The 14,328-nt window shown below is 62.9% G+C and carries 9 protein-coding genes; 1 reads left to right on the top strand and 8 read right to left on the bottom strand.

The window, feature by feature from the left end; genetic code table 11:
• Positions 1 to 90: 90 nt before the first annotated feature.
• The 7 genes from EI293_RS10990 to kduD all read right to left on the bottom strand — a co-directional run bounded on the left by EI293_RS10990 (position 91) and on the right by kduD (position 11,084).
• Positions 91 to 1,614: a tagaturonate reductase gene (locus EI293_RS10990; RefSeq protein WP_125437534.1), complete on the bottom strand. Its 1,524-nt coding sequence runs from the start codon at positions 1,612 to 1,614 to the stop codon at positions 91 to 93.
• A gap of 10 nt (positions 1,615 to 1,624) precedes the next feature.
• The gene (pelA, locus tag EI293_RS22370) at positions 1,625 to 3,793 is read right to left on the bottom strand and encodes a pectate lyase (protein ID WP_246010614.1); all 2,169 of its coding nucleotides are present in this window, start codon (positions 3,791 to 3,793) and stop codon (positions 1,625 to 1,627) included.
• Between the two features lie 25 nt (positions 3,794 to 3,818).
• A complete protein-coding gene (locus EI293_RS10975) occupies positions 3,819 to 4,127 on the bottom strand; it encodes a cupin domain-containing protein (RefSeq protein ID WP_125437532.1) in 309 nt (102 codons plus the stop codon).
• 62 nt (positions 4,128 to 4,189) lie between these two features.
• Entirely contained in the window at positions 4,190 to 6,034 is a 1,845-nt protein-coding gene (locus EI293_RS10970) for a RagB/SusD family nutrient uptake outer membrane protein (protein WP_125437530.1), read from the bottom strand.
• 28 nt (positions 6,035 to 6,062) lie between these two features.
• The gene (locus EI293_RS10965; protein ID WP_125437528.1) at positions 6,063 to 9,314 is read right to left on the bottom strand and encodes a SusC/RagA family TonB-linked outer membrane protein; all 3,252 of its coding nucleotides are present in this window, start codon (positions 9,312 to 9,314) and stop codon (positions 6,063 to 6,065) included.
• A gap of 54 nt (positions 9,315 to 9,368) precedes the next feature.
• The gene (gene kduI / locus EI293_RS10960; RefSeq protein ID WP_125437526.1) at positions 9,369 to 10,199 is read right to left on the bottom strand and encodes a 5-dehydro-4-deoxy-D-glucuronate isomerase; all 831 of its coding nucleotides are present in this window, start codon (positions 10,197 to 10,199) and stop codon (positions 9,369 to 9,371) included.
• A 114-nt stretch (positions 10,200 to 10,313) separates the two neighbouring features.
• On the bottom strand, positions 10,314 to 11,084 hold the full coding sequence (kduD, locus tag EI293_RS10955; protein WP_125437524.1) for a 2-dehydro-3-deoxy-D-gluconate 5-dehydrogenase KduD: 771 nt from the start codon (positions 11,082 to 11,084) through the stop codon (positions 10,314 to 10,316).
• 317 nt (positions 11,085 to 11,401) lie between these two features.
• Between kduD and EI293_RS10950 the strand changes: the two genes are divergently transcribed.
• Positions 11,402 to 12,430 carry a LacI family DNA-binding transcriptional regulator gene (locus EI293_RS10950; RefSeq protein ID WP_125437522.1) on the top strand — a complete coding sequence of 343 codons (1,029 nt, stop codon included), beginning with the start codon at positions 11,402 to 11,404 and terminating at the stop codon, positions 12,428 to 12,430.
• A gap of 123 nt (positions 12,431 to 12,553) precedes the next feature.
• On the opposite strand, the gene EI293_RS10945 is transcribed toward EI293_RS10950, so the two are convergent.
• Positions 12,554 to 14,179 carry a glycoside hydrolase family 43 protein gene (locus EI293_RS10945; RefSeq protein ID WP_125437520.1) on the bottom strand — a complete coding sequence of 542 codons (1,626 nt, stop codon included), beginning with the start codon at positions 14,177 to 14,179 and terminating at the stop codon, positions 12,554 to 12,556.
• Between the last annotated feature and the right edge of the window lie 149 nt (positions 14,180 to 14,328).

Genomic DNA, 14,328 nt, shown 5'->3' with positions numbered 1-14,328 from the left:
AGAGACGCGACATTTCGCGTCTCGTCAGCCGCGCCGTTCGGGGGTATTTAGCTATTGCCGTTCAACGAGGAGACGCGAAGTGTCGCGTCTCTACACTGCCACCGGCTTGCGGTTGAGGGCGTGGGCGACGGTGGCGGGGGCACCCAGCTCCAGTAGCTGTTCCAGATAGCGGGTTACGCAGTCGGCGAAGCCGGGGAGCAGCAGCAGGTCGTGGCCCCAGAGGGGTTGGTTGTGCAGCACGGTGCGGGTCAGCTCGGCGGGCTCCAGGCGCTGCCAGAGGTCGGCGAAGTAGCTGGCCTTTTCGTCCTGAATCGGGTAGGACTGGCCGTTGGCCTCGCCGTACCATACGCCTCCCTCCTGCCGGGTGGCGCGCATGAAGCGCAGGTAGGCGGCAAAGCCCAGGGCCATGTAGTGCGGCACGGCGTGCAGCTTGCGGTGGTAGTGCAGCAGCGTGGGCACGCAGCGCATCTGCAGCTTGGCCGTGTAGTTCATCGAAATGGAGAGCCAGCGGTGCTCGATGGCGGGGTTGCGGAACCGGTCGAGGACCTGCATCCCGAAGCGCTGACCTACTTTCTCATCCACGGCGTACGGGATGCCGGGCAGTAAATCCCCCAGCATCAGGTTGTGAATGAAGCCGGCCAAATCGGCGTCTTCCATGGCTTCGCGCACGGTGGGCAGACCGGCCAGGAAGGCCAGACCGCAGCTGAGCGTGTGGGTGCCGTTGAGCAGGCGCAGCTTCAGCTCCCGGAACAGGTTGATATCGGGCTGCACCACCACGCCGGCGTCGGCCTGCTCGAAGCTGAGCACCTGCTTCACCCGGGCGTCGCCCTCAATGGCCCACAGCGTGTACACCTCCGACATGGTCAGCAGCTCGTCGTGGTAGCCCAGCTCGGTTTCCAGGGCCGTTTGGGTGGCCGCGTCGGGGCGGCCGGGCACGATGCGGTCCACCAGCGAGTTGCACACCTGGTTGGCCGTTTCCAGCCAGTCGATGAACTCAGCGTCGAGGTTGTTGCGGTGGGCCTGCTCCAGCAGAATGCTTTCCAGCTTACTGCCGTTGTCCGGAATCAGCTCGGTGGGCACAATCACCAGCCCCCGGGCTTTGTCGCCCTGAAACGCGTGGTAGCGGGCCAGCAGAAACGCCAGCAGCTTGCCCGGAAACGACTGGGGCGGGCTCTGGGTAATGTCGTCGGAAACGAGCTGAATGCCGACTTCGGTAGTGTTGGAGATGACAACCGTCAGCTCGGGGTTGGCGGCGCAGGCCAGGATATCGGCCCACTGGCTTTTGGCCGACAGCACCCGGCTGATGGCGCCGCACACCACGTTTTCCACTATTTCTCGGCCGTCCTCAATGCCCCGGATGCCGAGGGTGTAGAGGCCGTCCTGGCGGCGGAAGGCGTCGATGTCGCCGCCGTCGGTGCTTTTCACCACCACAATGCGGCCGTTGAAGATGCCTTGGCGGTTGGCTTTGTCGATGAGGTAATCGGGCAGGCCGCGCAGCAGCACGCCGGTGCCGAATTGCAGCACTTTTTCGGGCAGGTTCAGCAGGTCAGCCGACGGCAGGGCCACGGGGCCGGCGGCGGCCGGCGAGAGAAGTTGACGGGAAAGTTGCGGCATGATAAAACCGTTAGTTGTTGCGGCCCTGCGGGGCATTGCTGTTCCATTTTTGCTGCCAGCGCGGGTAGTCGCGACTCAGCAGCTTGGCGGGCCACACGCCGGCATAGGCGTAGCCGGTGCGGCGCTCATACTCGATGTCGGCCAGGGCCGGGCGGGGCTGCGAATCGCGCCCTACGTAGATGGGCCGGTTAGCTTTCAGGTCGTAGAAGCGGGCCCAGATAACGGAGCCGGCCTCGGGCACCATCACCCGGTCAAAGCCTTTCGGCTGTTTGGGGTCGGGCTGGTCTTTCACGGCGAAGCCCGACAGCTTCACCGCCTCCAGCCAGGCCACCGCCGCTTCAATCGACTTTTTGATGGCGGGCGTGGGGTTTTCGGTGTCCATCAGAAACCGCACGATGTTCACGGTTTCCATGCCGCTCAGGGAGGCCAGCTCAAAGGCGCGGGCCTTCACCGGCAGCAGGGTTTTCTCGTCGTGCTGGGCGCACCAGGCCGTGAGCGTGCCGTTCTGTACATACTGGGTTTTCAGGATGCACTCGATGCCGCGGTTCACGGCCTGCTGGGCGGGCTCCGCCAGCGTGGCGTCCAACACCTCCAGGCCGTTGGCGCGGCGACTCACGTCGCGCAGCACCTGCAAAGCCCGGATCATGGCGTCGTCGTTGTAGGTAATCTGGTGACGGTAGCTGCTCAGGTCAGGGTAGTACTGCGGGAAGCCGCCGTTGGGGTACTGCATCTGCAGCAGGTAGCGGACGCCTTTCTCGGCGGCAGCCAGATAGGCGGGGTTGCGGGTAGTGGCAAAAGCCCCGGCCAGGTAGCGAATTTCGCGGGTGGTGGCGTCGTTGTCGATGGTGGCGTCGGGCTTGCTGGTGACGGCGCGGGCGGCGGCGCGCTCAGCAGCCGTCAGCGGGTGGTCGTATTTCACTTTCACCTCGTTCACCGCCTTGGGCCAGCCGCCCACCGCGCGCTGGTACACCAGCATGCGGTCGGCCACCGAGTCGCGCAGGGGGGCGGCCAGCGCAGCGGCCGTGGCGTTGGGCAGCGCGGCCGTGCCGGTTTCGGCGGCTACCAGCGTCTGTCGGGGCAGGCCGGCGTACTTATCTGGGCCGGGTGCGGCGGCCTTTAGCGGCACCGTAGCCGGCCGTTTCGATTTTGGGTACCAGCGGCCCCCAAAGGTCCAGTCGGCCGAAACCTGGCGGGCGGTGGGGCTGCCTTTGGCGGTGCTCAGGTTGTCCTGGAACCAGGCGTAGTCGCCGCCCTCCCGGTGGCAGCCGGCATAGTACACGCGGCGGCCCCACTGCTTGGCCCCAGGGCCAGATTCGGCCCAGTAGATGTCGGCATCGGCCATTTCCTTGGCGAAGCGGCAGTTGATGAGGTAGAACTGCGCCTCCCGGTGGAAGCGGCCGAGCTTGAAGTTTGGGTCGCCCTCGAAGCGGCAGTTTTTCAGCACCGTTTTCTGGTCTTCCTCCCCCGAGCCATCGTGCCAGATGGCGGCGTTGGGGTTGTGGCAGATGAACAGGCAGTTTTCGGCGTAGGCCCAGCCCCGGGGGCAGTAGAAATCCACGCCGCCTTCCATGGTGCAGTCCTGAAAGTAGTACAGGCCGGCGTCCACGTCCCAGGGGCTCACGGTGTCGCCGCCCAGGGCCCGGAAGGTGCAGTGCTTCACGGTGAGGCGGGTGGTGCCGGGCATGGTGCGCAAAGCCATCTGGTGGCCGGTTTTGCCCACTTTACGCTGCCCGCCGGGCTCCTGGGGGCAGGGAATCAGCACGTCGCCGGCGGCCTCGAAGCCGTAGGGGTTCAGCACCGTGAGGTTTTCCAGCGTGATGTCGGGCGAGTTGCGCAGGTTCAGGGTGGCGGCCCCGAAGTCGTCGGGTCCGCCGGCCGGGTCGCAGCGCCAGGCGTCGCGGGCCTGGCTGTAGGTCAGCACCACGCCCTTTTCGCTCTGGCCTTTGATAATGATGTTCTGCTTGCCATCGAGCAGCACTTTCTCGCGGTAGGTGCCATTCTTGATGTACACCGTGCGCGGCTTGGCGGCCTCGTTGGGCAAGCTATTGAGAGCGGCCTGGATGGTCCGGAACTCGCCCGAACCATCCGCTGCCACCGTTACCTGCTGGGCTCGGGCCGTTAAGATTCCCATTTCCCCAACCCCCACCAGCAGGAACAGCAAGGTCAATACTCGTTTCATAGACAGTTGGCGTCAGCCGCCGCGTTTACACAAAATCTTCCCGCATCGGGCTGAACGAATCGAGCAGCACGCCGGCTTCCAGGCACTCCACGCCGTGCCACACGTTGGGCGCGGCATAGAACGTTCCGCCGGCGTGCAGCACCACTTTCTCCTCCCCCACCTCGCACCGGAACACCCCGCTTTCCACGTAGGTAATCTGGGTGTGCACGTGCTGGTGCCGTGCCCCGATGCCGCCGGTTTCAAAGCGTACTTTCACCAGCATCAGCTCAGGCCCGTGGGCCAGTACCTGCCGTTGCACGCCGTCGGCCACGGTCAGCCAGGTTTCGTTGTTCATGGTGGTTGCGGTGAGTTTAGAACGTCATTCCTCGCGATACTCGGAATGACGTTCTGGTTTACCTAGTAGCCGAAATTCTGCTTCAGAGCCGGGTCGGCGGAGAGAGTGCTCTGCGGGATAGGCAGCAGTTCTTTGCCCTGGCCGGGCACGTACTCAGCGGCGAGGCCGGAGCCGATGCTGGTGGCCGTGGTGGTGCCGACGGTGGCGGTAGTACCGGTGGGTCGGGTGTTGGCAATGTAGGCCGCATCAATGGCCTGACGCCAGTTCACACGGAAGGTGGTGCCAGTAGGAGGCGTAGCCGGGGCTGGGCGGTAAAAGGAACGTACCCACTGCACGTTGCCGGCGGCTGGTGTGCGGTAGTACATATACTGGGGCACGTTCTGGTAGGGCGCCTGGTTAAGGGCCAGCTTGAGCAGATTGGCTTTGGTTTCAGCCAGCTTGGCCTCAAACAGGTTCCAGCGCAGCAAATCATACTTGCGGATGCCTTCACTGCCGAACTCCAGGTACCGCTCATCCACCAGAGCGGTGAAGAAGCTGGCTTTGGAAGTCAGGTTCAGGCCGGCCAAAGCGCGGGTGCGGTTGCCACCGAAGCCACGGGTGCGCACTTCCAGCAGTGCGTTCTGGGCGGCAGCGGTGGGGCCGTTCAGTTCGTTCTCGGTTTCGGCAAACATCAGCAGCACATCGGCAAAGCGGATGATGGGCCAGTTGTAGCCCAGGTAGTTGCCGGTGCCCGGAATGGCGGGCGAGTGCCAGTCACGGCGGAACTTGCCGTCGGTAATGGCACCCAAAGCCACCCCGGCCTGGAAGTTGTTGGCCGGGATAGTGTAGGTGGTGATGGTTACGTCGCGGCGGGCGTCCAGCGAGTCGAAGGCGTAGAAGTAGGTCGGCACCACGTTCACCGCGCCCTGAGTAGAGCCGTAGATGGGCGAGGCATTCAAGCGCGGGCCGTTGTAGTAGCCCAGCTTGCTGTCCGACACGGCGGTGGAGCCGCCCATGCCTACCTGGAACATGATTTCGTTGGCGGCCTCGGGGCGCTGCTCATTGATGCTCTTGAACAGCTCCAGGAAGCTGGCGTTGAGCGTATGCTCGCCCCGGTTGGCCAGCAGGCCAGCGCACTCCTCGCGGGCAATGCGGTAGTAGTCGAGGTAGTCGGCGGGGCGCGTCATCTGCGCGTCCTTCAGCGAGTAGCCACCGCGGTACAAAGCCAGGCGGGCCCGCAGAGCCTTCACGGCACCCTTGGTGATTCGCTCGCCGTTGGCGCCGGCTTTGGAGCGCCAGGGCACCAGCTTTTCGGCCTGTAGCAAATCGGCAATCAGCGTGGTAAGCGTGGCGTTGCGGTCGGCGTTGGGCAGGTTGAAATCCTGGCCCGAAACCGAGGGCGTGAACTGCGCGGGCACGTCGCCCCAGTTGCGGATCAGCTCAAAGTAATACTGGGCCCGCAGCGTGAGCACCTCGCCGTGCAGGCGGTGCAGCGCGGCCGTATCGGCGGCGGTACCACCGTTGTAGAGGGCCATCTGCGGAATCTGCTGAATGCAGATGTTCGTGCGCTCCACGCCCTGGTAGAGCGTGTTCCAGGGGTTGGTGATTTCGGTATTGGTGGCCAGCGACTTGTAGCGGGCAATGCTGCGCCGCGCGCCATCAGATGCCCCCGACGACCCGATCATCTCGTCGGAATCATAGGGGAAATAGGTGCTGATGCGGGTGCCATAGGTCTGGTCGCCGGAGAGCGGGTCGTAGGCCCCGATAACGGCGGCCGTAGCGCCGGCCACGGTGCTGAAGGTAGAGGCCGTGGTGTTCAGGGCCAGCGCCTCCACATCGAGGAAGTCTTTGCAGGAGGTGATTACCCCGGCGCTGCCCGCCAAGGCCAGCCCGGCCAGTGCGGCCCGAACGGAAATAAACGATTTCATAGTGCGGTGAGCAAAAAGCGGGTGGGAATTACAGGGACAGGTTCAGGCCGAACAGGAAGGCGCGGCTGCGGGGGTAGGCCGCGTAATCAACGCCGGGCGTGAGCGGCGACGAGCGGCGGGTGTTCACCTCCGGGTCGTAGCCGGTGTATTTGGTGAAGGTGTACAGGTTGTTGAGCGTCACGTAGAAGCGTAGCTGCTGCACTTTGGCCCGGGTGGTCAGAGCCTTGGGCAAGGTGTAGCCCAGCGTCACGTTGTTCACGCGCAGGAAGGAACCGTCCTCCACGGCCCAGGAGTGCAGGAAGTAGTTGCGCGTCGGCGTCCAGATGTTGGCGTTCTGGTTTACCTGGCGCAGCGTGGCCAGATCGGTAATGGGCGTGCCATCGGCGTTGATGGTGCGGTAGCGGTCCTCCATCACATCCAGCACGTTGCTGAACACGGTGTTGGCCGTGTTGGAGGTAAACTCCAGCTTGTTGGCGTTGTAGATGTCGTTGCCCAGCACAAAGTTCAGGAACACGCTGGCGTCGAAGTTGTGGAAGGTGAACTGCTGGTTGAGGCCGCCCGTCACCTTGGCGTTGGCGTTGCCGATAACCGTCTGGTCCTGGTCATTGATCAGGCCGTCGTTGTTCAGATCCTTGAGCTTGATGATACCGGGGCGGAAGGCGGTTTCGCCAATCAGGCCCAGGTTGTTTACCAGGCCGGCCTTGGGCGTCCAGGTCTGGGTGGTGGTGTTGTAGGTTTCGAAGTCGTCGGCGGTCAGGTAGCCGTCGGTTACGAAGCCGAACATCTGGCCCACCGGCTGGCCCACGCGGGCCACGTAGTCGCGGTTGAGGGCGGTGCCGGCCCAGCCCGAGGCAATGCCCGGAATTTCCGACAGGCCCGAGCCCAGGCTTTCAATCTTGCCCCGGTTCATGGAGGCGTTGGCCGTGGCCGTCCAGGTGAAGTTGGGCTTGTTGACGATGTTGCCCGTCAGCTGCAACTCAATGCCTTTGTTGGAGGTTTCACCGATGTTCTGGAGCTGGCTGGTGTAGCCCAGGAACGGCGGAATGGGCCGGTTGATGAGCAGGTCGGTGGTGGTGTTGTAGTAGATGTCGCCGGTGAACTGCAACCGGTTTTCCCACAGCGCCAGGTCCACCCCGAAGTCGCGGGAGGTGGTTACTTCCCACTTCAGCTCCGGGTTAGGCAGCGTGGTGGCCGAGGAGCCCAGCACCTGCAAATGGTTGAGATAATACGGCGCGTTGCCTGCCCCGAACAGCTGATCGTAGAGGAAGTCGTTGATGCGGTTGTTACCGGCCTGGCCGTAGCTGAGGCGGAATTTCAAATCCGACACGGCCGGTACGGCCTTGAAGAACTCCTCCTTGGAAATGCGCCAGGCCACCGAAGCGCCCGGGAAGTAGCCCCAGCGGTTCCCGTCGCGGAACTTCGACGAGCCATCGGCCCGGAACGTACCCGTGAACAGGTACTTGTCGTCGAACGAGTAGGTCAGCCGGCCGAAGCCCGAGAGCAGGCGGTAATCGTTCGGGATGCTGGTGCTCGGCAGTACGGGCTGGGCCGTCTGGCCGGCCGGCAGCACGCCCTGGTTGATGTTGGCCAACGCCCGCTCGGCGGTAATATCCAGCGGGAGGTAGTTGGTCTGGATGTACTGCTGCTTGGTTTGCTGCTGGTAGGTTTCCTCGCCCAGCAGCACGCCAATCTGGTGCTTACCGGTAGTCAGCGCGTAATCCAGCACGTTGTTGTTGTTAAACGTGAGCTGGTTGGCCGTGGTGATGGTGGCAAACGGCAGGTTCAGGTATCCGCCGGCCGCCTGCCGGATGGTGGGCGAAAACCGGCCGTTGAACGTGCTCAGGTCGAAATTAGTAATGTCGATACCGGCCGTGGAGCGGAAGGTGAGGCCTTTCATCAGCTCCAAACCCACGTTACCCCCAATGTTGAAGGTGCGGCGCTTGTCGCGGCGGTACTCGCTGTCGATGGTGATGAGCGGGTTGACCAGCGAGGAGTTGGTGAAGAAGTCGTCGTCGAAGGTATTGGGGTCCACCACCACGCCCGAGGAGTTAGGTACCGACAGCGGCATGTACTGCACCGTGTTACGCAGGCGGGAGGTCACGCTGGAGCCCGAGGTAGAAGTACCCGCGCCGTTGGTAATCTGGTCGTTAAAGCGCAGGTTCAGGCCCACGCGCAGCTTCTCAGTGGCTTTGGTATCGAAGCGGAAGTTAACCAGGTTGCGGGTGTAATCGGAGCCGCGCTGGATGCCGTCCTCATCGTTGTGGGTCAGGCTCAGCGAGTAGGTGGTGCCCTTCACCCCGCCGGCTACCGACAGGTTATGCGTCTGCTGGAAAGCGTCGCGCCCGAAAATTTCGTCCTGCCAATCGATGAACGGGGCTTGGCGGGCGCGGGTGAGCGTGTCGCTCATGAAGTTGCGCGAGCCGAACAGCTTGGCAAACGTGCTCAGGCCGCCCTGGCCCGTTGCGCCGGCCTGCTGGGCGCGCTCAAACTGGTAGTTCAGGTAGTCATCGGGCTTAAGTACGCCCAGCTTCTTGCTGATGCGGCGGAAGCCGGCGAAGCCGTTGTAGCTGATAACGGTTTTGCCCTCGATGCCCTTTTTGGTGGTGATAATCACCACACCGTTGGCCCCGCGTGCCCCGTAAATGGCCGTGGCCGAAGCGTCCTTGAGCACATCCACGGAGGCAATGTCCTGGGGCGCAATCACGCTCAGCGCGTTTTCAATCTGAATACCGTCCACGATGTAGAGCGGCGAGTTGTCCTGGGTGATGGAGCCCCCGCCCCGCACCCGCACCCGCACGTCCTGGTTGCCGGGCGTACCTTCCGACGAGGTCAGCTGCACGCCCGCCAGCCGGCCGGTGAGGGCCTCAGCGGCGGAGTTCACCGGAATGTCCTTGATCTGCTGGGCACTCACCGAGGATACCGAGCCCGTCACGTCGCGGCGCTGCACGGCCTGGTAGCCGATGACCACCACGTCGTCCAGCGTCTTGCTGTCCTCCTTCAGCGTCACGCTGAAGTCGGTTTTGTCGCCTACTGCTACCTCAAACGGCAGGAAGCCGATGTAGCTGAAACGCAGGGTGGCGTTGGCGGGCACGGTCAGGCTGAAGCGGCCTTCGCCGTCGGTACTAGCGCCAACGGTGGTGCCTTTCACCACCACCGTCACGCCGGGCAGGGCCTCGCCCTTGTCCGACTTCACAACGCCTTGTACACGACGTTCCTGGGCCCAGGCGGGAGCTGCAACGGCCGCCAGTAGCGGGGCCAGCAACAGTAGATTTTTTTTCATGACGAACTGGTGTGGGAATTAGAGTGGGAACTAGTGCTGCGCGGGCCTGGGGAGCTAGCGCAGTTCCGCAATTGGCGCGGGGTCCATGTCGGTGTACTCCTGGTTTTCGCCGCCCATCCCCCAGATGAAGGTGTAGCCGGCCGTGCCGCAGCCCGAGTGAATGGACCACGGCGGGGAAAGAATGGCCTGCCCCTCGCCTACCCACAAGTGGCGGGTTTCCTGGGGCTGGCCCATGAGGTGCAGCACGCGCTGGCCCTCGGGCAAATCGAAGTAGAGGTAGGCTTCCATGCGCCGGTCGTGGGTGTGGGCGGGCATGGTGTTCCAGACGCTGCCGGCGTGCAGCTGCGTGAGGCCCATCACCAGCTGGCTGCTCCGGATGCCTTCAGCGTAGATGTACTTGTAGATGGTGCGCTGATTAGCCGTTTCCAGCGCGCCCATGGTTACGGGCGTAGCCTCGGCCTGCGTCAGGCGGGTGGTAGGGTAGCTGGCGTGGGCCGGCGTGGAAAGCAGGTAGAACTTCGCCGGCGCGGCCGCGTCAGCGCTGGCGAAAACCACTTCCCGGGCACCGCGGCCCACGTACAGGCAATCCTGGCGGCCCAGCTCGTAGGTGGTGCCGTCTACCGTCACGGTACCGGCCGCCCCAATGTTGAGGATGCCCAGCTCGCGGCGCTGCAAAAAGAAGTCGGCTTTCAGATTGGCGGGGTTCGGCAGCGCAATGGGCGCGGCCGTGGGCACCGCGCCGCCCACCATCATCCGGTCGTAGTGCGTGTACACCAGCTGAATATCACCGGCCACGAACAGGTTTTCGAGCAGGAAATTCTCCCGCAGCTCGGCAGTGTTCATTGCCGCTGTTTCGCGCGGACCGATGGCGTATCGTTGGGTCATCTTGTGAGGAAAGGTGAAATGGTGAAAGGTTAAGTTGTGAGCTGGATGAGGCGGCGGTGCTGTGATGGTGTCTTACCCAGACATTTCACCATTTCACCTTTCACAACTTCACCGCTACCGCCCCATCCAGCCGCCATCCACGGTGAGGATGGTGCCGTGGACATAGTCGGCGGCTTTGGAGGCGAGGAAGACCGTCGGGCCTTTGAAGTCGTCGGGCTGGCCCCAGCGGCCGGCCGGAATGCGGCCCAGGATGCTGCTGCTGCGCTCGGGGTCCTGGCGCAGGGCCTCGGTGTTATCAGTGGCGATGTAGCCGGGTGCAATGGCATTCACGTTCACGCCCCGGCCGGCCCACTCGTTGGCCAGCGCCTTCACCAACGAGCCAATGGCCCCCTTGCTGGCCGCGTAGCCTGGCACGTTGATGCCGCCCTGAAACGTGAGCAGCGAGGCCGTGAAGATAATCTTGCCCGAGCCCTGCGCCAGCATGCGCCCCCCAATGGAGCGGGCCAAACGAAACGGCGCGTCAAGATTGATAGCCAGCACGTTGTCCCAGTCGGCGTCGGCGTGCTCGGCGGCGGGGGCGCGCCGGATGGTGCCGGCGTTGTTGATCAGAATGTCGATGCGGGGGAAATCCTGCTGCACCTGTTCCAGGAAGGCATCCACGGCGGCGCGGCTGCTGAAATCGGCCTGATACGCGTGAAACTGCCGGCCCAGGGCCTGCACCTGCTGCGCCGTCTCGGAGCCTTCCAGCGCCAGCGTGGCCGACACCCCGATGATGTCGGCCCCGGCTTCGGCCAGCCCCAGCGCCATGGCCTGCCCGATGCCCCGGTTGCATCCGGTTACCAGGGCCAGTTTACCCGTTAAATCGAAGGCGGCGGCAAGCGACATGAGCAGAGAGGGTTATAAACTTTTCGAAGAAGACCCGTGTAGTTGTAGAACCGCCGGAGGTCAGTCGGCATGATTAAGGTTACAGGAAGCCTTTTCCATTCGGAAGAATATGATCCTAATAATTTGCGCAAACGATGTCGGGAACGTTGCCAACGCCCCGCCAAGGCAGTTTTTCCGGGGCTTATTTCCATAAATCCGCCCGGTATCACTACTTTTCCGGACTGGAGCCGGTGGGTAATCACTAGCTTCGTTCTTGCACTTTAGTAAGTACCCACTCGCTCGCCTCCTTTCGTATCACCTTTAGCCCTGCCGTACCCGTGGAAGTTTACACCATCAAAGACATTGCCCGCGAGTTGGGCATTTCCACTTCCACGGTGTCGCGGGCGCTGCGGGGCAGCTACGAAATCAACCCCGAAACCAAGCGGCTGGTGATGGAGTGCGCCGAGCGGCTCAACTACCGCCCCAACCCCATTGCGCTCAGCCTAAAAGGCAGCGCCAGCCGCGCCATCGGCGTGATTTTGCCCCAGATTGCCAACTACTTTTTCTCGCAGGCCATCAACGGTATCGAGGCCATTGCCTACAACCGGGGCTACCACGTTATCATCTTTCAGAGCCAGGAAAGCTACGAACGGGAAATGGCCAACGTGCAGCAGGCCATGTCGCGCAAGGTAGACGGGCTGCTGATGTCCTTGTCGAGCGAAACCTCCGACGTGACGCATTTGCAGGACGTACTCGACAAAAACGTGCCGCTGGTGCTGTTCGACCGGGTTTCCAGCGAGCTGAACGTGACCAAAGTGGTAGCCGATAACTTCGGCGGGGCCTTCGCCGCCACCGAGCACCTGATCCGGAGCGGACGGCGGCGCATTGCCCACCTCACTATTCAGCCCTGGCTCAGCATCACGCAGGAGCGGTTGGCGGGTTACCGCGCCGCCCTGGAGCAAAACGGCCTAGAATTCGATGAAGCGCTGATTCGCTACGGCACGTTCGGCCCCGACGAAGTAGGCCCGATGGTGGACGAGCTCATGCACCTCGATTCGCCGCCCGATGCCTTTTTCACGGCCTCCGACCGCCTGGCCGTGGGCTGCCTGCAAGCGTTGCGCCAGCGCAACCTGCACATCCCCGACGACGTGTCGCTCATCGGCTTTACCAACCTCAACGTGGCCGATCTGCTGGACCCACCGCTGAGCACCGTGGTGCAGCCCGCCCAGGAAATCGGCCAGATAGCCGCCGAGCGCCTCATAGACCAGATTGAGCGCAAGCTCCGGGCCCTTCCGATCGAAACGGTGAGGATTCCGACCGAACTGATTGTGCGCCGCTCTACGCGCTTGGAAGCGGTAAAGCTGTAGAGCTATATTGCTGTAGAGACGCAATACTTTGCGTCTCGTCGTTGAACGGCCGGAACTAGGTGGGTCAGCTACACAACGTCAGCAACGAAGAGACGCAAAGTATTGCGTCTCTACACATGCTTCTTACTGCACCGCCTCCACCCGAAACCAATCTACGTCGGCGGTACCGGCGTCGTTGGTCTGGCCGGGACGGGTGCTGAACAGGCCCATTTTTGCACCGATCCACTTGCCTTCCCGGGCCTGAAACTCCGCGCCTACGGACGTAAATAGCTGGCCGTCGAGGCTATAGCTGAAGCGGCATTTAGCGTCAGGTAGCACCGTTACGCGCAGGTAAATGGGCTGGCGCGCGGGAACGGCTACGGACGGGGCGGTGGTGGTTTCGGGGCTGAGCTTATCGGCGTTGCGGCACACCGTCTGGCTTAACTGCAGCTGGCCGCCGGTGTTGGTGAGGATGAGGGTAGCGTAGTCGAGGCCCATTATCACCAGGCCCACTTTTTCGCCTTCAAAACGGGGCGTGACGGTAAGTTTGGCGGTGGCCGTGAACTGCTCGGCGGGCAGCTTCTGCAGCAGCAGGTTGGGCACTTGCCACAGGTTTCTGGACCCGTCCGGCAGCGGCACCGAGTACAGGCGCAGCGTGCCCGCACTCTGGTTCAGAAACGCCCAGCCCGGCTGCGGATTGGCGTGCCACTGCCACTGCAGCCCCAGCGCGGCGCTGCTGAACTCGTCGGACGTGGCGGGCGTGGCCGGGGGCTGCGGACCGCGTACGGCAGGTTTGCGGTGGATAAGCACGGGGTGGCCCACGCCATCACCATCCGGGTCCTCGCCGATGATGGGCCAGTCGTCGCGCCACTGCATGGGCTGCAGGTATACCACGCGGCCGTAGGGTCCCTGGTCCTGGAAGTGCAGAAACCAGTCTTCTTTCCCGTCGGGCGTGTCCACCCAGGCACCCTGGTGGGGGCCGTTGACGGGCGTTTTGCCTTGGTTCATCACAATCCGGTCTTCGTAGGGGCCGAACACGTTTTTGGCGCGCAGCACCACCTGCCAGCCGGTGCTCACACCCCCGCCCGGCGCAAAAATATAGTAGTAGCCGTGGCGCTTGTAGAATTTGGGGCCTTCGATAGTGGGGTGCTTCTCGTGGCCGTCGAACACCAGCACTTCGTCGCCCAGCAGGCGCAGGCCGTCGGGGCTCATGCGGCTCACGGCCAGCACGCTTTTGAAGCCCGCCCGCGAGCCGGCGAAACCGTGCACCAGGTAGGCTTGGCCATCCTCATCCCAGAGCGGGCAGGGGTCAATCCATCCTTTGGCTTCCTTGATGCACACCGGCGTGCTCCAAGGTCCGGCCGGGTTTGTCGCCTTGGTCACGAAAATACCCAGATCGGGGTCGGGGTAATAGAGGTAGAACTCCTTTTTGTGGTAGCGGATGGCCGGAGCCCAGACGCCGTTGCCGTGCTGCGGCAAGTTGTAGCGTGCCAGCGGTGGTTGCTGGCTAAACGCGGCTCCGATGATTGTCCAATTGACTAGGTCGCGGGAGTGCAGGATTTGCAGGCCTGGGGCGCTGTTGAAACTAGACGACGTGAGGTAATAATCGGAGCCCACCCGCACCACGTCGGGGTCAGAATAATCGGCGTACAGAACCGGGTTTTTGTAGCTACCATTGCCCAAATCAGGCACCCACACTTTCGACAATGACGTTTGGGCATCGGCTAGAAAAGGCAGCAGGAAAAGCAGCAAAAAGAGGCGAAACTTCATTCGATTCAGAAAAGCAGAAAGGATAAAAACCAGTATTCCGGCCAGCGGGAGGAATCTGAGAAAATCGGACTTCCGAACTTCAGATTCCTTCCGCTGGCCGGAATGGCACGTAGCTGTTATCCACCAGCAGCTCACTCACAAAACCACTG

The sequence above is a fragment of the Hymenobacter perfusus genome (genome assembly GCF_003944765.1).
GTDB lineage: Bacteria > Bacteroidota > Bacteroidia > Cytophagales > Hymenobacteraceae > Hymenobacter > Hymenobacter perfusus.
The sequence above is the reverse complement of the archived record's forward strand: the minus strand, read 5'-3'. Positions and strand labels throughout refer to the sequence as shown.

Coding starts and splice junctions, on each gene's coding strand:
- EI293_RS10990 (WP_125437534.1), bottom strand. CDS start 1,614: ATGCCGCAACTTTCCCGTCAACTTCTCTCGCCGGCCGCCGCCGGCCCC.
- pelA (WP_246010614.1), bottom strand. CDS start 3,793: ATGAAACGAGTATTGACCTTGCTGTTCCTGCTGGTGGGGGTTGGGGAA.
- EI293_RS10975 (WP_125437532.1), bottom strand. CDS start 4,127: ATGAACAACGAAACCTGGCTGACCGTGGCCGACGGCGTGCAACGGCAG.
- EI293_RS10970 (WP_125437530.1), bottom strand. CDS start 6,034: ATGAAATCGTTTATTTCCGTTCGGGCCGCACTGGCCGGGCTGGCCTTG.
- EI293_RS10965 (WP_125437528.1), bottom strand. CDS start 9,314: ATGAAAAAAAATCTACTGTTGCTGGCCCCGCTACTGGCGGCCGTTGCA.
- kduI (WP_125437526.1), bottom strand. CDS start 10,199: ATGACCCAACGATACGCCATCGGTCCGCGCGAAACAGCGGCAATGAAC.
- kduD (WP_125437524.1), bottom strand. CDS start 11,084: ATGTCGCTTGCCGCCGCCTTCGATTTAACGGGTAAACTGGCCCTGGTA.
- EI293_RS10945 (WP_125437520.1), bottom strand. CDS start 14,179: ATGAAGTTTCGCCTCTTTTTGCTGCTTTTCCTGCTGCCTTTTCTAGCC.